Annotated in this window: 17 protein-coding genes; 14 read left to right on the forward strand and 3 right to left on the reverse strand. The window is 35.4% G+C overall.

The genetic code is table 11. From position 1 onward, the window contains the following. Positions 1–31: 31 nt before the first annotated feature. The 8 genes from I567_RS06005 to I567_RS06040 all read left to right on the forward strand — a co-directional run bounded on the left by I567_RS06005 (position 32) and on the right by I567_RS06040 (position 8,221). Positions 32–481, forward strand: coding sequence for a YaiI/YqxD family protein (locus tag I567_RS06005; protein WP_016251357.1), 450 nt, complete (start codon positions 32–34; stop codon positions 479–481). 104 nt (positions 482–585) lie between these two features. Next, a complete protein-coding gene (locus tag I567_RS06010) occupies positions 586–1,662 on the forward strand; it encodes a D-alanine--D-alanine ligase (RefSeq protein ID WP_016251358.1) in 1,077 nt (358 codons plus the stop codon). Positions 1,663–1,766: 104 nt separating this feature from the next. After that, positions 1,767–3,110, forward strand: coding sequence for a UDP-N-acetylmuramoyl-tripeptide--D-alanyl-D-alanine ligase (locus I567_RS06015; protein WP_016251359.1), 1,344 nt, complete (start codon positions 1,767–1,769; stop codon positions 3,108–3,110). A 255-nt stretch (positions 3,111–3,365) separates the two neighbouring features. Next, complete coding sequence (locus I567_RS06020) at positions 3,366–4,313, forward strand: L-lactate dehydrogenase (protein ID WP_016251360.1); 948 nt, start codon at positions 3,366–3,368, stop codon at positions 4,311–4,313. Positions 4,314–4,628: 315 nt separating this feature from the next. Further along, positions 4,629–6,134, forward strand: a complete 1,506-nt coding sequence (cshA, locus tag I567_RS06025) for a degradosome RNA helicase CshA (protein WP_016251361.1) — start codon at positions 4,629–4,631, stop codon at positions 6,132–6,134. Between the two features lie 216 nt (positions 6,135–6,350). Beyond that, positions 6,351–6,713: a holo-ACP synthase gene (acpS, locus tag I567_RS06030; protein ID WP_016251362.1), complete on the forward strand. Its 363-nt coding sequence runs from the start codon at positions 6,351–6,353 to the stop codon at positions 6,711–6,713. A 2-nt stretch (positions 6,714–6,715) separates the two neighbouring features. Then, positions 6,716–7,843: an alanine racemase gene (alr, locus tag I567_RS06035; RefSeq protein WP_016251363.1), complete on the forward strand. Its 1,128-nt coding sequence runs from the start codon at positions 6,716–6,718 to the stop codon at positions 7,841–7,843. A 3-nt stretch (positions 7,844–7,846) separates the two neighbouring features. Beyond that, the gene (locus I567_RS06040) at positions 7,847–8,221 is read left to right on the forward strand and encodes a type II toxin-antitoxin system PemK/MazF family toxin (protein WP_016251364.1); all 375 of its coding nucleotides are present in this window, start codon (positions 7,847–7,849) and stop codon (positions 8,219–8,221) included. Between the two features lie 519 nt (positions 8,222–8,740). Here I567_RS06040 and I567_RS06045 read toward each other — a convergent pair. From I567_RS06045 to tnpA, 3 genes are all read right to left on the reverse strand, one after another. Next, positions 8,741–9,523 (reverse strand): ABC transporter ATP-binding protein, encoded by a 783-nt coding sequence (locus I567_RS06045; protein ID WP_016251365.1) that lies wholly within the window; start codon positions 9,521–9,523, stop codon positions 8,741–8,743. A gap of 196 nt (positions 9,524–9,719) precedes the next feature. Then, positions 9,720–10,862: an IS200/IS605 family element RNA-guided endonuclease TnpB gene (tnpB, locus tag I567_RS06050; RefSeq protein ID WP_016251366.1), complete on the reverse strand. Its 1,143-nt coding sequence runs from the start codon at positions 10,860–10,862 to the stop codon at positions 9,720–9,722. A 16-nt stretch (positions 10,863–10,878) separates the two neighbouring features. Continuing rightward, the gene (gene tnpA / locus I567_RS06055; protein ID WP_034864050.1) at positions 10,879–11,265 is read right to left on the reverse strand and encodes an IS200/IS605 family transposase; all 387 of its coding nucleotides are present in this window, start codon (positions 11,263–11,265) and stop codon (positions 10,879–10,881) included. Positions 11,266–11,513: 248 nt separating this feature from the next. On the opposite strand from tnpA, the gene I567_RS06060 reads away from it, so the two are divergent. From I567_RS06060 to I567_RS06085, 6 genes are all read left to right on the forward strand, one after another. Continuing rightward, on the forward strand, positions 11,514–11,819 hold the full coding sequence (locus tag I567_RS06060) for a hypothetical protein (protein ID WP_016251367.1): 306 nt from the start codon (positions 11,514–11,516) through the stop codon (positions 11,817–11,819). Positions 11,820–11,961: 142 nt separating this feature from the next. Then, positions 11,962–14,004, forward strand: a complete 2,043-nt coding sequence (locus I567_RS06065; protein ID WP_016251368.1) for an FtsX-like permease family protein — start codon at positions 11,962–11,964, stop codon at positions 14,002–14,004. Positions 14,005–14,203: 199 nt separating this feature from the next. Next, the gene (locus I567_RS06070; RefSeq protein ID WP_231940236.1) at positions 14,204–15,685 is read left to right on the forward strand and encodes a TIGR02677 family protein; all 1,482 of its coding nucleotides are present in this window, start codon (positions 14,204–14,206) and stop codon (positions 15,683–15,685) included. After that, positions 15,666–16,787 carry a TIGR02678 family protein gene (locus I567_RS06075; RefSeq protein WP_016251370.1) on the forward strand — a complete coding sequence of 374 codons (1,122 nt, stop codon included), beginning with the start codon at positions 15,666–15,668 and terminating at the stop codon, positions 16,785–16,787. Before I567_RS06070 ends, I567_RS06075 begins: the two co-directional genes overlap by 20 nt. Then, on the forward strand, positions 16,777–20,835 hold the full coding sequence (locus I567_RS06080; protein ID WP_016251371.1) for a TIGR02680 family protein: 4,059 nt from the start codon (positions 16,777–16,779) through the stop codon (positions 20,833–20,835). The genes I567_RS06075 and I567_RS06080 overlap by 11 nt, the downstream gene beginning before the upstream one ends. Then, the gene (locus I567_RS06085; protein ID WP_016251372.1) at positions 20,828–22,069 is read left to right on the forward strand and encodes a TIGR02679 domain-containing protein; all 1,242 of its coding nucleotides are present in this window, start codon (positions 20,828–20,830) and stop codon (positions 22,067–22,069) included. Before I567_RS06080 ends, I567_RS06085 begins: the two co-directional genes overlap by 8 nt. Positions 22,070–22,102: the final 33 nt, after the last annotated feature.

Below are 22,102 nucleotides of genomic sequence, written 5' to 3' on the forward strand. Positions count from 1 at the left end.
GCTTAGAAAATCGGAGGAAAGGTGTGAAAGCATGCGTATCGTCATTGATGGGGATGGCTGTCCAGTAAAAGAAGAAGTGATTGAACTAGGCGATGAATTTCATTTGCCGGTAATGATTGTGACAAGTGTTGATCACTTTTCGAATAAAGATTATCCCGATTTTGTACAATTCGTCTATGTGGATAAGGGAGCAGATAGTGCAGACTATGCAATTATGAATCAATTAGCCAACTCAGATGTAGTGATTACGCAAGATTATGGACTTGCCTCGTTAGCTTTAGGTCGTGCGCAGGCAGTCTTTCATCATTCAGGCAAGCGTTATTTGCCAGAAACTATCCAATTATTACTAGAACAACGCTATTTCTCAGCCAAAATGCGCAAGGCCAAGCAAAAAACGAAAGGGCCAAAACCATTTACGCGCGCTGATCGAGCTAAATTTCAAGTGATTTTTCGTGAATTTTTAATGACAAGTTTAATTTGAGATAAATTTTACGACTTTTCTATATTTTTACAAGGTTTTGTGATAAAATACCAAAGTAGCAAAAGGTTTCTAGCAATACACCAGATTCATAGGAGGAAATATTTGTGAAAATCACATTATTATATGGTGGACAAAGTGCTGAACATGAGGTTTCTATTTTATCAGCGTTTTCCGTCTTAAACGCAATATACTATGATTATTATCAAGTTCAATTAGTGTATATTACTAAAAATGGTCAGTGGGTAAAAGGTCCATTATTAACCCAAAAACCTGAAAGCCAAGAAGTACTGCACTTAATTTGGGAAGGTGAAGATAAAACTGGCCAAGTGATTAATCCAGGTGCAATTAAAGAGGAAGGGACAATTGTTTTTCCACTTTTACATGGACCAAATGGTGAAGATGGGACGATTCAAGGATTTTTAGAAACTTTGAAGATGCCTTATGTCGGTACAGGGGTTTTAGCAAGTGCGTGTGGCATGGATAAAATTATGACCAAATATGTCTTACAAGCAGGTGGCATCCCACAAGTGCCTTATGTTCCGGTATTAGCCATGCATTGGAAACAAAATCCACAATTAATCTTTGAACATTGCGAAGGTTCCTTATTATACCCAATGTTTGTCAAACCGGCGAATATGGGTTCAAGCGTGGGAATTTCTAAGGCTGAAAACCGTGATGAATTAGAAGCAGCTTTAAATGAAGCATTCTTATATGATACACGCGTGATTATCGAGCAAGGAATTGAAGCCCGTGAAATTGAAGTTGCTGTTTTAGGAAATGAAGATGTTCGTACGACTATGGCGGGTGAAATTGTTAAAGATGTCGCTTTTTACGATTATAATTCAAAATATATCGACAACAAAATTGTGATGCAAATCCCGGCACAAGTACCTGATGAAGTGCAACAAAAAGCACAAGAATATGCCAAAAAAGCTTATACCATGCTTGGTGGCTCAGGATTAAGTCGTTGTGATTTCTTCTTAACCAATAAGAACGAATTATTCTTAAATGAATTAAACACAATGCCTGGATTTACCCAATTTAGTATGTATCCTAGCCTTTGGGAAAAAATGGGCTTACCTTATGGTGATTTAATTGAAGAGTTGATTCAATTAGGCTTGAACCGCTTTAACCAACGTCAAACCTTAATTACAGAAGCTCCCGATGGCGATAAATTGTAAAATCAATATCCCAAACACCTTTGCAGCCATCTTGCAGAGGTGTTTTTCATTGAAAGTTAGCAGGTGACTATTTAGTAACCTTAACAGATTGGAGACAAAGAAAAATGAAATTAACAATTAAAGAAATAGCACAAGTCTTGGGGATTTCTGGCATAGTAGATGAGCGAGAAATTTCTAGCGTGGAGTTTGATAGCCGTAAAATTGCAAAGAATGGTCTGTTTGTGCCGCTTCCTGGAACACGTGACGGTCATGATTTTGTCAGTGCTGCAAAAGAAAATGGTGCGATTGCTACATTATGGCAAAAAGAGAAAGCCAATGTACCAAGTGATTTGGTGGTGTTACCTGTAGAAGATGTAACCCAAGCATTTCAAATAATTGCTCAGTACTATAAACAAAAAATTGCGCCTAAAACGGTGGCGATTACTGGTTCCAATGGTAAAACGACCACCAAAGATATGACGGCTAGTGTATTAGCGCAAAAATATCGTACCTATAAAACCCAAGGCAACTACAATAATGATTTAGGTGTACCCTATACGATGCTTCATATGCCAGATGATACAGAAGTGTTAATCTTGGAGATGGGAATGGATCATGCAGGTGAAATTCATTTTCTAAGTCAATTAGGGCAACCAGATGTGGCGGCTATCACTTTAATTGGAGAAGCACATTTAGAAAATTTAGGTTCACGGAAAAACATTGCTAAAGCGAAAATGGAAATTGTGGACGGTCTAGCGCAAGATGGCGCCCTTTTTGTGCCAGCAGATGAGCCTTTACTGACAGACTTGATTGCACCAATCAGTCAAGAAGTGCAAACATTTGGATTAGGACAAGGGGATTTGCAAGCTGAAATTGTAAATGAAACGAGTGAAAGCACAGAGTTTGAGATAAATGACGCAAGTTTCATTATTCCTGTATTAGGAGGATATAACGTCAAAAATGCTTTGATTGCGTATGGGATTGGTTGCTATTTCGGGCTTTCTATGGAACAAATCAAAAATGGTTTAGCTCAAGTAGAATTGACCAAAAATCGTACACAATGGTTACAGGCCAAAAATGGGGCTAAATTATTAAGTGATGTTTATAATGCGAATCCAACTGCCATGCGTCTTGTACTTGAAAGTTTTGGTCGACTCACTTTGCCGGGACGTCGAATAGCTGTTTTAGCAGATATGTTGGAATTAGGACCAGATAGTTCAGCGATGCATGCAAGTATGGCTGAAGCAATTGTTGGACTTTACGATTTTGTCTATCTTTATGGGGAACAAATGCAAGCACTAGCCAATCGTCTAACTGAGTTAAACGTACCGCATGCTTACTTTATTCCAGCGCAACGACAAGCCTTTTTAGAACAAGTGCAAAAAGAGATTCAATCAACAGATAGTGTCATTCTGAAAGGAAGTAATGGGATGCAGTTATCTGAATTAGTCGCTCTTTTAACTGAATAATCAAGAAACACTCTAGCTATAATGGTTACGGCGTATTTTCATGGTTTCAATGTGCAAAATAATCGAAAAGAGGTAGCTGGGTTACCATTTTGTGTTTATCATGAAGAATTTGATTGGACATTTCATGAATAAGCTTTCATTATTTTTTCGAATAGCTGTTATAAGCAAATATAATTATATAAATGAAACTTTGTGATAAAATAGACCTGTAAGAAAAATTGAGAGAAATAATATATAGAAAAGAAGGAATGAATCATGAAAAAAACAAGTCGTCGTGTCGTCGTAGTAGGTACAGGTTTTGTCGGTACAAGTATTGCTTATTCTATGATTAATCAAGGCATTACCAATGAATTAGTACTGATTGATGTAAATAAGGAAAAAGCTCAAGGAGAAGCACTTGACCTTTTAGATGGCGTTGCATGGGGGAGCCAAAATGTCAATGTTTGGTCTGGGGATTATAGTGATTGTAAGGAGGCAGATATTGTTGTAATTACGGCCGGTGCGAATCAAAAACCAGGGCAAACACGTTTAGAATTAGTCGATATTAACGCCAAAATCATGAAATCCATCGTTACGGAAATTATGGCGAGCGGTTTTGACGGTTCACTAGTCATTGCCTCTAATCCAGTAGATGTATTGACTTATATCGCTTGGCAAACTTCAGGACTTCCTAAAAATCGTGTCATCGGTACTGGTACGACACTAGATACTACTCGTTTTAGAAAAGAATTGGCTTTGCGTTTACATCTTGATCCAAGAAGTGTGCATGGCTATATCATTGGTGAACACGGTGATAGTGAAGTGGCTGTTTGGTCGCATACCACAGTGGGTGCCAAACCAATTTTAGAATATATTGTCAATAATGAATATTTGAATGTCGATGATTTAGAAGGCATTGCGGATAAAGTAAAAAATGCCGCTTATGAAATCATTGACCGTAAAAAAGCGACTTATTATGGTATCGGTATGAGTACTGCGCGGATTGTAAAGGCCATTTTGAATAATGAAAATGCGATTTTACCGGTTTCTGCTTATTTAAATGGTGAATTTGGCGAAGAAGACATCTTTACTGGGGTGCCAGCAGTGGTGAATCAAGAAGGTGTACGTGAAATTATCGAACTTCGCCTAGATCCAAAAGAAAAAATTCAATTTGCTAAATCAGTCGCACAATTACGCGAAGTTTTGGCTACGGTGAAGGATTAATCAGAATTGAAATGAGAATCTACTAAGAAATTAGATGAAAAATCTTGAAAACTTGCTGAAAGTTTCGAAGTGTGGTATGCTACTTGGTGGAAAAGTGCAATGAAACAATTGGCAAAGAATTTATTATAGGAAGTAAAGCTTTCTAATAGATAGATAATTGGGCTAAGATCTTTATCCTAGCCCTTTTCTTTACGTATAGACCCATGATTTGGCAGTATTTGTCAATCGTTTTATCGCCTAAAATTTAAATAGACTAGCGAGATGCTAAATGAACGTCTATTTAAGCGAGTGTTTACTCAATTTAGGAGGATTTATTTGAAATTTACAGAACTTAATTTATCAGAAGAATTATTATCTTCAATCGAACGTAGCGGATTTGAAGAGGCAACCCCAATTCAAGAAGCGACTATTCCTTTAGCTTTAGAAGGCCGCGATGTCATTGGTCAGGCCCAAACAGGTACCGGGAAAACAGCTGCCTTTGGTTTGCCGATGTTGGAAAAGATTGATCCAAACAATGCGCAACTACAAGGATTAGTGATTGCTCCCACTCGTGAATTGGCTATTCAAACCCAAGAGGAATTATATCGCTTAGGTCGTGATAAGAAGATTCGTGTGCAAGCTGTCTATGGTGGTGCGGATATTAACCGCCAAATCCGTCAGTTAAAGAATCGTCCCCATATCGTTGTTGGGACACCTGGTCGAATGCTTGATCATATCAACCGTCACACATTAAAACTTTCAACTGTGCAAACTCTGGTATTGGATGAAGCAGATGAAATGTTAAACATGGGATTTTTAGAAGATATCGAAGCAATTATCTCTAAAGTACCTGAACAACGTCAAACGCTATTATTCTCAGCAACGATGCCACCAGAAATCAAAAATATCGGTGTGCAATTCATGCAAAATCCAGAACATGTACGGATTAAAACCAAAGAAATGACTGCTGATTTAATCGAGCAATTCTTTGTACGTGCAAAAGAATATGAAAAATTTGATATCATGACCCGTTTATTAGATGTGCAAATCCCTGAATTAACGATTGTATTTGGTCGTACGAAACGCCGTGTGGATGAATTAGCGAAAGGTTTAGAAGCACGCGGCTATAAAGCAGAGGGCATTCACGGGGACTTATCCCAACAAAAACGAATGAGTGTCTTACGTAGCTTTAAAAATGGTGATTTAGATATCCTAGTCGCAACAGATGTGGCTGCTCGTGGATTGGATATTTCTGGTGTAACCCACGTTTATAACTATGATATTCCACAAGATCCTGAAAGCTATGTCCACCGTATTGGTCGTACAGGTCGTGCCGGTAAGATGGGTGTGTCCGTCACTTTTGTCACACCAAACGAAATGAGTTACTTACACGTCATCGAAAACTTAACCAAAAAACGCATGACACCATTACGTCCACCAACCGAAAAAGAAGCGTTCAAAGGTCAATTAGGCCAAGCAATGGAAGAAATTGAAGCGAAAATGGATGAAAATGGCTTGGAACGTTACATGCAAGCGGCTGAAGAATTGTTAGAAGAATATTCTGCTCAAGATCTAGCAGCTTTATTAGTCAAAACGATTGCGAAAGACCCAGCTGATATGGTTCCAGTTAAGATTACTCCAGAACGTCCATTACCACCTAGCAAAAAAGGCTTTAATAAAAATAATCGTCGTGGTGGCAATTCACGTAATCGTCGTGACTATAACCGCGATGGTAAATATGGTCGCAATAAAAAAGACTATGGTAAAGACAAACGCCGTGAAAATCGCAAAAACAATAAAAGTGAAAAGAAACGTGGCTTTGTTATCCGTAGTAATCATTAATCAATAAGACATTTAACCAATTCAGTTTACCTGGTATAAAAAGGTTAGCTGGGTTGGTTTTTCTCATTTTTAGGTAATATTTTGATGTTTTATTGAGAAGTAGTGGGAGTTATAGGGATTTAGTTCATAAATTACTCTTAAATTTTCAGAATGTTTTTTGTTTTTTTAAGAAAATTTTGGTAGAATGGGTGTAGTTTTGAAGAAAGTGAGAGAAATATGATTCAAGGGATTGGCATCGATGCGGTGGAGTTAGATCGTATCCAAGAAATAATTGAAAAGAAATCAAGCTTCATCCAACGGGTATTGACTCCCAATGAATTAGCGATTTTTGAAGGTTTATCATTGAAACGCCAGGTGGAATTTTTAGGTGGTCGTTTTGCATGTAAAGAAGCCTTCTCTAAAGCTTGGCACACTGGTATTGGGGCAGTTGGTTTCCAAGATATCGAAATTTTACGCGATGATAAAGGTGCGCCTATTGTGACAAAATCGCCTTTTGATGGAGAAGTATTAGTGAGTATTACCCATACCCGTGATACAGCCTTTGCGCAAATTCTCTTACAATCAAGAAAGAAGGAATAACAATGCAGGCTTCTTATTATCGCCCGACGAGAATTACCGTCGATTTGTCTGCGATTAAAGAAAATATTGAATTACATAAGCAAAAACTAGCTTTGGGTCAGTCGATTTTTGCCGTGGTGAAAGCTGATGCCTATGGACATGGCGTGCTGCCAGTTGCAAAGGCGGCAATCGAGGCTGGTGCTGTAGGCTTTTGTGTGGCTACCTTAGATGAAGCCCTAGAATTACGTACAAATGGATTTTTAGAACCGATTATTGTTTTAGGACCGATTGATTATGAAGGACTGAAATTAGCAAGTGAATATGAAATCAGTATTCCAGTAGTGGATTTGGATTATTTAGATGGATTAATTGCTAAGGTACAAACTTTATCATTATCGAAACCATTATTATTACACTTGGCAATTGATAGTGGGATGAGTCGGATCGGTATTCGTACCAAAGAAGAATTACATCAAGCAGAAGCAAAAATATCCGCTCATTCAGATTTACTTTTTGAAGGAATTTTCACTCATTTTTCAACAGCTGACCAAGAGGATGATAGTTATTTTAAACAGCAGATTTCAATGTTTAAAGCCTTACTCGGTTCATTATCTCAACAGCCTAAATATGTCCATGTGGAAAATAGCGCCACGACACTTTGGCACGAGACTTTAGGAAATATCGTACGCTTAGGGATTTCGATGTATGGGTTAAATCCATCAGGTAAAGCGCTTGAATCACCAATCACTTTATGTCCAGCTTTATCTTTGACTTCAGCGTTAACCCAAGTCAAGTTTGTTGAAAAAGGAACAGGAATTGGCTACGGGAAAACTTATGTGGCTCAGCAAGACGAATGGATTGGAACAGTGCCAATTGGTTATGCAGATGGCTTTATTCGAAAATACCAGGGTTATCAGGTACTAGTAAATGGCCAATTATGCGAAATTGTTGGAAGAGTATGTATGGATCAGATGATGATTCGTTTACCAGAACAAGTCGCGCTTGGCAGTAAAGTAACGATTGTCGGACGCGATGGCCAACAAGAACGAACCTTACAAGATATGGCAGATTACGTGGATACGATTCATTATGAAGTGGCGTGTCTTTTATCGCCGCGTATTCCAAGAGTCTATATAGAAGAAAAGAGGTAGACCATGATTTGCAGAGGAGACTTATTTTTTGCGGATTTATCCCCTGTTACGGGCTCTGAACAAGGTGGGGTGCGCCCAGTCGTGATTTTGCAAAATGATACGGGTAATTTTCATAGTCCAACGGTAATTGTGGCAGCTATTACCGCGAAAACTTCGAAATGCAAATTACCGACACATGTAGAAATCACTTCTCATGCGGATAACCTAGACCGTGATTCAGTTGTCTTAACAGAGCAAATTCGCACCATAGATAAATGTCGCCTGAAAGAAAAAATTGGTTCCTTAGATGTCGAACAAATGCAGCAAGTCGATCACGCCCTAAAAATCAGCTTAGGACTCATCCCTTGCCACACATGCAAAACCAAAGAAACACAATAACAGGCTAGTAGAATAAAGGATGTGAGGCGGGTCGAACAGCTCCAAGCAGCTAAGATTGTCCGGAATGTCAGGAAAATCCATTATGTTTTAAGATTTTCCAAGACAGGCCGGCTTAGATGCACAGGAGCTACCCGCCGAACACAGATTAAGGTCGTGAAGCAGCTTGCTCAGACATGAAGAAATTCGTGTGCTTACCTCCCGCTGGGAAAATCGGATGAAAGGAGATTTTCACAAGCGGGAGGGCGAATTTCACAATGTCTAGCTGCTGAACGCCGTGGATAAGAATAAAGGTCGTAAATCGGCTCGATCAGCCACTAGCAGATAAGTTTGTCCAGAACGTCGGGAAAGTCCGAAAAGAAAAGACTTTCCTAGACGAGCTGGCTTATACGCAAAGTGGCTAGTCGATTTACGCCGTATAGAAAAAAGGATGTGAGGCGGGTCAATCCACATCCATAATAAAGAATATGTAAAAAGCATCTGTATCACGTTGTGGATAGCGCGATACGGATGCTTTTTTGATTAATCAAATTTTGGATAAATAGCTACACGATTTTCCTGAATGGGAATAATTTGAATTGCTTGCTCATAAAAGTTTTGTAAGTTATCAGGTTGCATCAATAAATCAAGTGGACCTTGGGCAAAAATTCGACCTTGTTTGAGCATCAATAATTGATTTAAACTAGCAGGTAATTCATCAATATGATGGGTAACAAAAAGCAAAGTAGGTGCCTCTGGTGTTTCCATTAATTGATTGATAAAACCTAAAAATTGTTCTTTCGCAAATAAATCCAAGCCATTGCACGGTTCGTCTAAAATCAAAAGTTCAGGTTTACTGATTAAGGCACGGGCGATTAAAACAATTTGCTTTTCACCTTGAGAAAGTACTTGAAATGGTTTGCCGATTAAATGTTGGGCATGCAATTGAACTAAAATTTCTTTTGCCTGTTCCAATTCACTTTTCTTATATTCTTGATAAATGCCAAAGCTTGCAAACTTTCCAGACAAGACAATTATTTCAGCACTTTCATATTGAGGGATGCGTGTTTGCATGTGATTGGCAATCCACCCAATTCTCTTGTTTAATTCAGGAATAGAGGTATGACCGAATGTTTGACCAAGCACGGTTAATTTACCAGTTGTCGGCCAAAGATTTCCAGTAATTAATTGTAAGAGTAGTGATTTTCCGGCACCATTTAGCCCTAAAATCCCCCAATGTTCTCCTTTTTTGATTTGCCAATTGATATCTTGGAGTAAAGTCAGTTGATTTCGGATTAAAGAAACATCTTCAAAAGATAAAATCATGTGACCACACACCTTTCTATTTTTCTTCCTTTTGTATTCGTGAACTACTCACCACTTAGCTAAACCTAACGGTTCTTAACGCTTAAAGAGAGAGCTTCTTGGGAATAGAGCATACTTGATAGCTTATTTCTTCACTAACAGCGGTTTCTCTTATTTACCAAGCTATCCCCGTAGTTCCTACGGTTTTTGATTGTACCTAAGCTAATGTTTGTATTCTTAGACCTTCGGTCAGTATATTGATACTAGCGTTGGTATCTCGGTCATGATGAGTATGACAAATAGGGCAAGTCCATTCTCGAATATCGAGTGATTTCTTGCCATCTTTATGTCCGCACTCTGAACAAATCTGACTAGACGGAAACCACGTATCCACTTTGATGATTTCACATCCATACCAGTCCGCTTTGTATTGCAACTTAGCCACAAAGCTAGACCAAGATACATCAGAAATACTTCTTGCTAATTTATGATTACGCAACATACCTTTTACGTTTAAGTCTTCAATACAGATAATATCGTGATTTTTGATAATTTCTGTACTTAACTTATTCAGAAAATCAGTACGTTGATTCATTACTTTTTCATGCAATCTAGCTACTTTGCGTTTTTGTTTTTGGTAATTTTTAGCTTCAGATAAAGGGATACCTTTGTTCTTAGCTAATAAGGCACGCTTAGATAACTTACGTTGTTCACGTTTTAATTTCTTTTCCATTTTGGACGTTAATCTATTATTATCAATTTTTTGCCCATCTGAAAGAATTGCAAAGTCTGTAATACCTAAGTCAATGCCAATTGCAGAATTGGTTTTAGGTAACTCGTTAATTTCTTCTTTACATAGCAAAGAAATATAGTATTTACCGCTAGCATGACGTGATACTATTGCAGATTTAATCATCCCTTTTGGTTGTCTATGAAGCTTAATTCTTATTAATGATTTCAATTTAGGAACTTTTATGAATTTATTATCAATCAAAGCAACTGTACCATTTTGATTATTCGTTGTATAACTCTGAACAGAATTTTTCTTACTTTTGAAACGTGGAAATCCAACGGATTTATTCCGAAAAAAATTCTTGTATGCTTTATCTAAATGAAGTTGGGCATTGGCCAAAGCAAGGCTATCGACTTCTTTCAGAAATGGAAATTCTTCCTTATATTTAGCCGGTGTTGGAAAAGTCATTTTTTTAGAAGGATCATTTTTAATTTCTTCATACGCTTTTTTTCGGTCATTAAGCATTAGATTGTAGACCTTACGAACGCAGCCGAAAGTTTTGGCAAAGAAGATTTTTTGTTCCTCTGTTGGATAGATTCTGAATTTGTACGCTTTTAGTCGTTCCATAAAGTTCACCTGCTTTCTATTTATGATTGTTTCCTTGATTTTGGATGTATTTCTTTATCACATCAATTGGTGCTCCACCAGTCGTCAACAGACAAAAACTTTTAGACCAAAACATTTCTTTCCAAAGAAACTGTTTGACTCTTGGAAAATCACGTTTTATCAATCTTGAACTAGCGCTTTTATAGGTATTGATGAATTTTGTCAATTCTGTTTTAGGATGAGCTTTGAACATGACATGAATATGGTCTTTATCGTGATTCCACTCCACTAAAGTAATGTGATACGATTCTGAAATTCTTTCAAAAGTAGCTTTAGCATAATCAGATATGTCATCATCTATCACTTGTCTGCGATATTTAGTTACTAAAATAAGATGGTAATAAAGAAGGAACACTTCTAATATAGACTGATTATAACATAGAACGAAATAAGAAGACAATGTACTGTATTGTCGGTCTTCGAGTTACCAACAGTAACCCTCTTACCGAATGGCATTCATCACCCACCTATAGAGGATGGGCGACTTCTGACTGAATTACGTTAAATTATAGCGCAACAAAAAGAAATTGCAACGGTAGTAAAACTTATGGATATAGATTGAAAACGATTTAAATTACGCTATAATAAAGATAATGAAAGGGTGGTTGTATGATGGAATTGTGGCAAACCTTATTGAGTAAATGGCGTTTAGGCGAAAAAGTGCATCAAGGGATTACCTATCGCTTGGTGAGTAAGTCTTTTAATCAGTATGAGTTGAGTAAAATTATCATTGGTCCATGTGGGGAAAAGAATTATCATCCACGGATTATGATTGAAGAAATTGATGGTCGACCAGTGGCGCATAGCTTAATTGATTATGAAGTTACTCCGATTTTGAATCTAAAACGCGAAAATGATGAAGAACAGATTAATCAAGCCTTTGTGCAGTTGATGGAAGAATTTATAGCCATTGCTTAAAGTTTGGCACGTAGCGGTTTTTATAGGCGTTACGTGCTTTTTAGGTTACAAAATTGTAAGGTTTGGTTAGATTGGGCGAAAGATTTCAATCATGGAAGATGTTAGAATAGGATTATAGAAAGAGAGAAAGTAAGGTGGGAAAATGAATACGCTATCTATTGCTTTGAGAAATGTTGTGAAAAGTATGCGCAGTTTCATTATTTATTTTATTTCTTTGTCTATTGGTATTTCTATGTTCTATGCTTTTAATGCTTTGCAAGACCAACCATTATTCCTACATTTCACCAGACAGTTTGCGCATAGTTTTGATTCGTTATTTGATTCTTTAAATCGTCTGAATTATTTTATCGCTTTTGTTTTTGCAATCTTGATTATTTATGCCAATGCCTATCTTTTTAAACAACGAAGACAAGAATTTGGCTTATATATGTTACTAGGGATGGGTAAGAAAAAAGTATTGAACATATTATTGATTGAAACTTTTTTGATAGGTATTCTTTCGCTTGGCTTTGGCTTGATTCTCGGGTTAGGTTGTTCGCAATTGATCAATATTTTGATTGGTAAGTTCTATGTAGAATCTGCTAAATGGATGGTTGCTCAATTTTCAGTTTCAGCTATGGTAAAGACTTTACAGACTTTTGTATTTCTATATGTACTGGCATTTATTTTGGGAATGTTTAGTTTACGCAAAACAAAATTAATTGATTTGTTTCAAGCAAAGTCAAAAAATGAAAAAAATTGGTGGCAAAACCCCTGGATTGGCGGAATGCTTGATTTCGTAGGTATAGGATGTCTGTATTTTGGTTTTTGGCGACTGATACAGATTGGCCGAAGTCTAGATGATTTCAATCGTTTGGATGATTTTTCTATTGCTTGTTTGGCTATTATTGTTGGCACATACAGTCTCTATTTAGGCATTGCTTCGATTATCCCTATTCTTTTGCCTCAGTTTAAAAATTATTATTATCGTGGGATTCATAGTTTTGGAATGCGCCAGTTTACGCAACAAATTAGTAGCAGTATTTTTTCGATAGCGACGATTTGTTTATTACAATTTATGGGGCTAGTTATTTTGCTAGGAAGTTACAACATTAAAACTAGTATTGAGTATAATAGTACACGATATCTAGCCTATGATCAACAAATCCAAATTTTACCATATGAGACGATTGGTCAAAAAATTCCCCAGTTTGATAATGAAAAGGTACAACAAATTAGCGAGGAGTTAGACAATTATTTTGCACCTTTTACCAAGCAGGAAAAGCATTTCGAACTATATGCATTGGATGATATTAGTGATTATTCTCAAAAAGCTCAACATTTTGGACTACCTCTGCAGTATATTTCTCGCCCAGTTTTTATAAAAAATTCTCAATATAATCAAATTGCGGGAGATTTTGATCTGCCGAAAATAAAGCTATCTCCCCAAGAATATACGTTCCTCTCTATGGACAAAAATTATGCATTATATTCTGAAACTGAAGCTATTTTAGCAAAAAAAATACCTGATATTCATTTATTTGCTAGAACCTTTCATGCAAACCCACCAAGAGTGATAGATGGAATGTTATTACAAGCTGAAGGTCTCTTTAGTTTTTATTCATATATTGTGTTAAATGATAAAGTTTTTGATGAGATTGCTTTTCGTCCGTATATGCAAGTGTGTAATTTTACATACAATCAAAAAGGGGAAAATCAAGCAAAATTATTAGATAAAAATTATAAGATGCTGGTAAAGAAATATAAGAAGGCGTTCAATCTGATTAATGTTTCAAAAAATCAAGTTATTTCAAGGGCAGATGCTGAAGCGATTGGCATTATGGTAATTGGGTTAAATTTAAGTATCTTTTTATTCATTGCAGCGATTAGTGTTTTGGCATTAAAGAGTTTATTGGATTTTGAGTCCTATCAACAGAATTTTCGCTTGTTACGAAGATTAGGGGCTAATGAGGCGATGATTCGGCGTTCTTTGTTCCACCAGTTAGCACTATATTTCTATTTGCCATTAATTGGTGCAATATTAGAAACTGGAATTGCCTTACTCTTTTTGAATGATTTTTTGAAATCCATGTACTTCACTTTACAATTAAATAGCGTAATTTCAATTAGTGCCTTTGTTATAGGGCTACATTTCATTTATTTGTTGCTAGCTTATAGTGTTAATCAAGTAGCTTTGAGAGATTGAAGGAAAAGAAAGAAGACGAATGTTCATTTTAGAATTTCGTCTTTTTTTTGACGCAAAAGACCAAAATTACGTATAGTAAAAAGTGGATAAAAGCTTGAATTTTAAGATAACGAAAAATATAATAGATATTTAGTTTTTTATTTATAAAAATACGGACTAATAGTCTTTGCTATATGGTATAATGATAACAAAAATGGAGGTGTTGATATTGGAAAATAAAATATTACAAGCAAGCTATTTAACAGCAGAGAACGTCGAACGCTACCGAGCGATGATGCGAATTTTTTATGTGCGCCAAAAAGAGTTACGTGGGATTCTTTTTCGTCCAGACGTCTTAGAGCTGATGCAACAATACTATCAGCCAGATTATTCGATGAAGGAATTAGAACAAGATATTGAGCAATTAGTATCTTGGGGGAATTTAACGAAACAACAAATTATGGTTCAACCGAAAAGTATTGAAGAATATCTAAATAGCAATTTCCAATATCACATTTCTCCAGAGGGACAGTTATTTGAGGAATTAGCTGAAAAACTTATCAATATCCAAAATGAAGTTCGAGGTGAATTGAATCAAAATGATTTCATGGAATTATATCATAAGATTCAAGAATTCAATGCGCTGAGTGATGAAAGTCAACTACTTCCATCATGGCAAAAAGTCATTGAATCTTTTGAAAAAATAAGTAGCAATACAACAAATTACATTTCTTATATCAATAATAATGCGATAAATACTCATTTGCGGCTAGAAAGTTTTATCATCTACAAAGATCAATTTGTAAGATATTTACAAGATTTTATCATTATTGTTCAAAACCTATATTATAAATTGCTTCATGAAATTGAAAGGATATCTCAAGAAAAATTTGTATCAGTTGCCAAAGCGTCCTATGAAAAGAATCAGCTACGTTCCTTTGGTCAAAATGAAGAAACAGAAGAAGAAATGCTACAACGAATTAAAGGACAATATCAGGCATTGCTTTACTGGTTTAAAGATACGGAGGAAAAAGCGAGTACTTATCAAAATATGATGGAACAAACCCAGATTATGATTGGTAAGATTACTGATTTTGCACGATATTATGGTTCGGAGTTAAAGCAATATCGTTCACGTAAAAAAGATTATTTAAAAATCGCTCAATGGTTCATGCAAGAAAGTGATTTAAATCAAGCGCATAAAATGTTTGCTGGAATTTTTGGATTGCAACATACCCGCCATTTTTACGTTCCTGAAAGTTTACAGTCAACGAGTAACCGCGATGATTTGCGCGATTTAGCACCTGCAGTTTTATCTTTAGGGACAAGAGGACGCGGTGCTCGCTCAGAAAGAAAATCTAAACCAGTAAAATTTGATTTAGAGCTACAAAAACAACAGCAAAAAGAATACCTTGAAAAACAAGAAGCGCAAAAACAACAAGTTCTACAATATTTTGATGGAAATAAACTAGATTTAAAAGCGGTAAAAGTTATGGATAAAAAGACCCGAGGAATTATTTTAAAATGGATTAGTCGTGGTTATTACAGTTCAAATCATTTATTACAAACAGAGTATGGTTTTATGGTTCGTTTGCATATTCAAAAAGAGGATTCAATTGTATTAAAAGGCGAAGATGGTGATTTACAGATGCCTCATATTGTCATTGAAAGGATGGAAAGAAATGAATCAGGAAACTTTTAGTACTTGCTTAAATTTACTCTTTGAAAATTTTTGGATTATAAAGACTACTCAACCTGAGGAATATCGTCTCATTAAACGTTATCGTAAAGAGTTAGATATTGAATTAAGAAAAAGATTTGGGTTGAGCTTGCTAGTGAGGCCTCAGTTTATTCAATTGTTTAGACGTCCTTTTCATCTACAAGAATGGATGGGCATAGAAGATTTTAAAGATGTAATGGATTATGTTTTGCTGATGCATGCGATGGCTTATATTGAAGAGCAAGAAACGAATACCTATTTTTTACTTAATGAGTTGATTGAATCCATAGAAAGAGATTTGCCAGAAGATTATCATTTAGAATGGACTAATTATCTTCATCGAAAAAGTTTGGTTCGCGTGCTAAAAAAATTAATTGATTTGGCGATATTAGAAGTGATTCAAGGCGAAATAGAATTATTTGAACAAAACGAAGACCGTAACATTTTGTATACAATTACTACTCAGAGTCGCTATTTACTTGGAAAAACACCAAATGCATTTGTTAAGTATGAGGGCTTTGATGATTTTTGGCAAGAGATTCAAAATAATCAGTTAGAAGATTCAAATCAGGCACTATTTACTCAGCTAATGTGCGAACCTGTTTTGTATCGTAATGCAGAAAATGAGCAAGATTTTATCAGATTGCGCAATTATCAGTCGGTGTTTGCGCGTTTTGTAGAAGAAAAAACGGATTATCAATTCGAATTAACGAAAGATGTAGCGATGTTTACTTTGGATAAAAGAGATAGCAGTCGAGATATTTTTCCAAGCCGTAAAGTGCTAGATGAAATTTTAGTCCAGCTACAAACTGTATTATTTGATCAAGAACAGCAAGTGGATACTTATGGGGTAGGTTTATTTACAATGAGTCAATGGCAACTTGCTGTGGAAAAGTTAAAACAGGATTTCCAATCATTTTGGTCTAAGGAATATAAGGAATTAAAGATTTCGGAATTAGCTAATCGCTTGTTAGAAAGAGCGCAAGAGTTTCAAATGGTCAAAGTAATAGATGAGGTCATTTATTTACAGCCAGTTTTAACTAGAATGGTAGCAAAAATGGAGGATAAAAGAGATGAAAAATAAATGGCAGATTAATCGTGTAGGATTACAAAATTTTTGGTATTACCAAGATCAAGTTTTTGAGTTCGCTCAAGGAAAGCTTTTATTGAGAGGTTCAAATGGTTCTGGAAAATCAGTGACTACTCAAAGTTTGTTGCCACCATTATTAGACGGAATAACCAGAGCAAACCGCTTAGATTCATTTGGCAGTACCTCTAGAAAAATTGAAGACTATCTATTAGGGGAAGAAGAAGTTTCAGGAAAAGACGAAGCTACTGGATATTTGTTTATTGAATACAAAAAAACAAATAGCGAAGAATATTTTACTAGTGGCATGGGCCTCAATTTTAAACGTGGAGGGCAATTGCGAAAATGGTTCTTCGCCATAGATGATCATAGCCGCATAGGTATGGATTTCAATTTATATCAATCTTCAGTTGATGGACGGATCTACTTATCACGACTGCAACTAAAGAATTTAATCGTGGATGGTAAACACGGTAAATTGTTTGATGATGCAAAAAGTTATCAACGTTATATCAATGACCGTATCTTTGGCTTTCAATCGATGGAACAGTATAATGATTTGATACAATTACTTATTCGACTAAGAGCACCCAAACTTTCTCGAGATTTTAAACCGTCTGTTATTTATGAGATTTTACAGTCATCATTACCGGTTTTAGATAGTGATACCTTATTACCGTTGACCCAAACGATTCAAAACATCGATGATAATCACGATCAATTAGATACTTTGCTAGATGAAACAAAACAATTATCGCGTTTTTTACGTTATTATCAGCAGTATCAAGAAGAATTAACTGCTCAAATTGCTGAAAATTGGTTAGAAAAAGATGCTATTGTTCAAGACATATCTGCTAAATTAACACAATTAAAGCAAAGTATAGATAGTCTCAATCAAGAACTCAGCCAAAAAGAAAATCAGCTTAAAGAATTAAAAATAAGACAACCGGTTCTCGAAAATACAGTAAGTGAGCTAAAAAATCATGAAGGTTTCCAATTGATTCAACGCGCTAAAGATTTACAAGATAGCTTTAATAAGGTTCGTAAAAGATTAGAAGAAATAGAAAATCAATTACATCAAAAGCTTGAAAAGAAGCAAGAAACTAGCAAAAAAATTGATGAATTGCAGACAACTATGTATCAAACAGAAAAAGAGTTAAATGATTATCTAGAAAGCGCCAGTCAATATATTGAAGATCTATCATTAGAGTATATCCATCAAAATATTTGTGCTAAACTCTTTGAAAAATTAACTCGAGAAGATGAACAATACTTAATGAAAGAAGTTACTAAAAAAGAACAATTCATTCAAAAAATCATTCAACAAATGAGAAATTTAAGTAAGTTAGCGATTGAAGAAAAGGAAAAAAGTAACGAATTAGCTGAACTACAAAAAATATTGGATGAATTAAAACGTGATCAAAGTCAATGGCAGCAAGGATTTGTTGATGAAGTACAGAAGTGGAAAGAACAAATAAATGCGTGGCGTGCTAAAAGTCCAGTTATGATTGCAGATGAAGTTATCCAACAAGTGTATTATCAATTAGATCAAATTCAAGTAACGGATGAATTCGTTTCTGAAGTATTTCTCTTGCCTCTAAAAACTGTATTTGAACAAGCTAATGAACAAATATTGCATCATATTCAATCAACCAATGTAATAATCGAGCAAAAGGAGAGTAAGTTACGAGGACTACAAGTAGAAATCGAAACTTGGAAAAATGAACGTGATCCAATTCCTGCTCGTTCATTGATCCGCCAAGAGAATAGAAATCATCTAAATGAAAGTCAAAAGCAATATGCCTTCTTTGAATTAATCGACTTTAAATCAGACATTACTGATGAGCAAAAAAATATCTTAGAGGGCACGTTGTATAGTTCAGGGCTGTTAGATGCACTGGTTGCAAAAGAAAAATTAGATTTAGCAGATGATATTCAGATTGTGGCAAATCCGCAGTTACTGTGTTCGACATTAGCGGATTATTGTGAAGTTGCCGCAGATACACCTGGAGAATTAGTTGAACTTGTAGCAGAATTTTTACAAACCATTTTAGTTGACGAGGGTAAAGAGGGATGTCCGTCGATATATTTAGATGGTCATTTTGAGTTAGCAGGTATTTATGGGAAGATGGTTCCTAATTATCAAGCGAGTTTTATTGGAAAATTGAGTCGCGAAAGATATCGACAACAAAAAATTGCAGAATTAACAGAAGAGGTTAATCAATTAGCAAAAGAAATATCGCTTCTTCAACAGCAATTAGAGACATATCGTCTTGAGCAATCACGTCAAAGAGAATATTTATCCCTGATTCCCGATACAGAACAAATTAGAGAAGCAATGAAACAATATCGATCAGTTAGCGAAAAAATCAACGTACGTATAGAAGAAATTCAACGGAAAAATCAGATTTATCTTGCATTAAAACAGAAAATAGCTGATGTCAATCGAGAAATCATGCTACAGACGCAAAAAGAAAGAATCACGCCAAAGCTAGAAAGTTACGAAGAAGCCTTGGTATTTTTGAAAAACTATCAGGCAGATATGCAAGCAAGCTTTAGACAATATGATCAACTATATGTCCAAAAGAAGCATGAAAAGGAACTATCTCAGCAATTAGCGGATATTCATCAAGATATCGCTATTATCGAGCAAAGTAATCAACAGTATCTACAGGAAGAAAATACCTTACAGCAACAGATAACTGAAAATACAGCCCAACAAGAATTACAAAACATTTCAGAAATAAAACAACGAATTAATGAAAAAGAAGAGGAATTAACTGAAGTAAAAGATAAAATTGAAGAAACACGAAATCAAAAAGAACAATTAAATATGCAATTGGCTTTAGAAAAATCTCAGTATTTATTACAGCAAGAAAATTATGAAAAAAATGCACCAGTAAATATTCTATGGAAAAAGTTAATTCAAACACATTTACAAATTGAAGATACAGAAAGATTGCAACGTGAGGCGCAAAAAATAGCTCGTCCAAAAGATTTTGATTTACTTTTTAAAAATGAAAGAAAGTTAGAAGATGAATTTAGATACTTAGCTGATAATGTGCGCGAATATCAGCCAAAAATGAGTCGTGAAGTGGATGTTTCTACTGATTTAACACAAGAAGATGATTCGATACAAACTTTTAAAAACTATTCTCAGAGATTAATCGCCACTTTCAGATTGGACCAACAAAGTCTAGGACCAAACGAGCTTTTATCGTTTTTGGAAAATCAGATAGCTATTGTCAAAAATACTTTAAAGGCTGATGATGAAAAACTATTTAAACAAATTATATTTGACTCTGTTGGTAAAGTCCTCCGCGCATTAATTGAGCGGGCATTTATTTGGGTTGAAGAGATTGATCAATTGCTAAAGAGCCGTAAAAATTCTCAAGGACTAAAGCTTTCTTTACGTTTGAAAAATATAGGTGCTCAAAACGAACACGAATTGGGTACTAAAGATTTAATTGCTTTATTAAGAAAAGATCCAATTACATTAAATGAATCAGATAGTAGACTTTTAGTTGAACACTTTCAATCAAAAATTCAAGATGCTAAAGAATTGATTGCAGATGAGAGCACAGAGGGTAATTTATCGAGTGCTATCGCTGAAGTATTGGATTATCGAAAATGGTTTACTTTTGAATTGCAATTTAGACGTGCAAATGAAAATTATCCTTGGCGTCCATTATCCGATAACCAATTTAATATTTTTAGTGGTGGAGAGAAGGCTATTTCCATGTATTTACCACTGTTTGCGGCCGTATATGCTCGGTACGAAGAGGCTAGTGATTACGCTCCGTATATTATTACGTTGGATGAAGCATTTGCTGGTGTGGATGAGCTAAATATTGAAGATTTATTTGCTACTTGCGAGGAGTTAGGCTTCAATTATATCTTTAACTCTCAAGCTTTATATGGAGAATATGCAAGTGTTAGTGCTTTAGCGACTTATGAATTAATTCGTCCGCAAAATGCGCCTGTCGTATCAACCATTAAATATTTATGGAATGGGCATCAAAAGCAGGTGAGTCCAATTGAGTAAATTGCAAGCTAAAAAATATTTTCAAGAACCTATCTTTGTGTGGCTTGCTCAACGATTACGAAAAAATTATTATCATAAAAAGGCATTTGGTTCGCGAGTTAAACTACCGAATGATGTGGATTTATTACCGCTATATCGTTTTTTAGGACTAGGCAGTGTTCAAAGTCGTAGTTATCAGCAGCTTTCTATTAAGCAATTTGAAGCTGCATTACAACAAAGTAAATTTGAGCTTTCCTTATCTGAATATGTGTATCTTTTTGATGACACTGAATTAATAGATAAGGAAACTGAAAAACAAAATTATGAAGCAAGCTTTCAGGAATTCTTACAAAAACTAAAACCATTTTCGTTGGATTTTGAACATCTTTTAAGTAAAAAGCAGTTACAAGAATGGTTTGAAAAAGAAAATTTATCAGCATTTCAACAAGTGGATATTGCTTTTAGTCAATTACCACAAGATTTTACGAGACTGCCTTTTTTTGCTTATCAAATTACTGGCAATCCACATGCTTTTGATAAATCACAACCAGTGGGAGAGTTATTCTTACAAATTTTAAGCACTAAATATTTAGAAAATATCCGTCAAGATTCTGATTTTTTAGCCCAAGCAGAGATTGAACAATTACTTTACCAACAAGTGTATTTGTTGAAAGATGATATTTTAAACTTTGTTGCGCTACATCGGATTTCAGGATATGTTAATCATCAAGAAGTGCCTGTTTGGCGGTCAATTGCGAACTCAGATATGTCTTGGAATGCATCAGTTAGAGAATTGTTGAAAGTTGATGAATTAAGACCAGTAAATTATCCTTTTGTGATTCTAGTTGAGAATTCAGGCGTGTATTCTCTATTACTTGAGCGTTTCCCTGATTTACCGCTTTTATGTACCAGTGGACAGATGAAATTTGCCGTTTGGGTTGCATTGCGAAAATTGACGCAACAGCAAAAGGTTCAGCTGTATTATGCAGGAGATATGGATCCAGAAGGTTTGTTAATGGCAGATAAGTTATCGAAAGCATTTTTAAAACGAATCTCTTTTTTGGCGATGGATAAGGAAGCCTTTGAACAGGGAAAAGAGAGAAAGATATACGAGATGAATCGTCTAAAAAAGATGAATCAAATTGAAAATGAAGGATTAAAGCAACTGATTCCATTGATTCAGCAAAATCAGGTTTGCTATCAAGAAGGATGCATCGATTATTTGATTCAGCAAATTGAACAAATACTATCTTAATTGAAACAAAAGAACCATCCTCCCCTTTTTGGG

The organism is Enterococcus cecorum DSM 20682 = ATCC 43198, assembly GCF_000407565.1.
Lineage (GTDB): Bacteria > Bacillota > Bacilli > Lactobacillales > Enterococcaceae > Enterococcus_E > Enterococcus_E cecorum.

What these genes read in the sequence shown, in the direction of transcription:
- I567_RS06005 (WP_016251357.1), top strand. Translation starts at nt 32, where the DNA reads ATGCGTATCGTCATTGATGGGGATGGCTGTCCAGTAAAAGAAGAAGTG.
- I567_RS06015 (WP_016251359.1), top strand. Translation starts at nt 1,767, where the DNA reads ATGAAATTAACAATTAAAGAAATAGCACAAGTCTTGGGGATTTCTGGC.
- I567_RS06020 (WP_016251360.1), top strand. Translation starts at nt 3,366, where the DNA reads ATGAAAAAAACAAGTCGTCGTGTCGTCGTAGTAGGTACAGGTTTTGTC.
- acpS (WP_016251362.1), top strand. Translation starts at nt 6,351, where the DNA reads ATGATTCAAGGGATTGGCATCGATGCGGTGGAGTTAGATCGTATCCAA.
- alr (WP_016251363.1), top strand. Translation starts at nt 6,716, where the DNA reads ATGCAGGCTTCTTATTATCGCCCGACGAGAATTACCGTCGATTTGTCT.
- I567_RS06040 (WP_016251364.1), top strand. Translation starts at nt 7,847, where the DNA reads ATGATTTGCAGAGGAGACTTATTTTTTGCGGATTTATCCCCTGTTACG.
- I567_RS06045 (WP_016251365.1), bottom strand. Translation starts at nt 9,523, where the DNA reads ATGATTTTATCTTTTGAAGATGTTTCTTTAATCCGAAATCAACTGACT.
- tnpB (WP_016251366.1), bottom strand. Translation starts at nt 10,862, where the DNA reads ATGGAACGACTAAAAGCGTACAAATTCAGAATCTATCCAACAGAGGAA.
- I567_RS06060 (WP_016251367.1), top strand. Translation starts at nt 11,514, where the DNA reads ATGGAATTGTGGCAAACCTTATTGAGTAAATGGCGTTTAGGCGAAAAA.
- I567_RS06065 (WP_016251368.1), top strand. Translation starts at nt 11,962, where the DNA reads ATGAATACGCTATCTATTGCTTTGAGAAATGTTGTGAAAAGTATGCGC.
- I567_RS06075 (WP_016251370.1), top strand. Translation starts at nt 15,666, where the DNA reads ATGAATCAGGAAACTTTTAGTACTTGCTTAAATTTACTCTTTGAAAAT.
- I567_RS06080 (WP_016251371.1), top strand. Translation starts at nt 16,777, where the DNA reads ATGAAAAATAAATGGCAGATTAATCGTGTAGGATTACAAAATTTTTGG.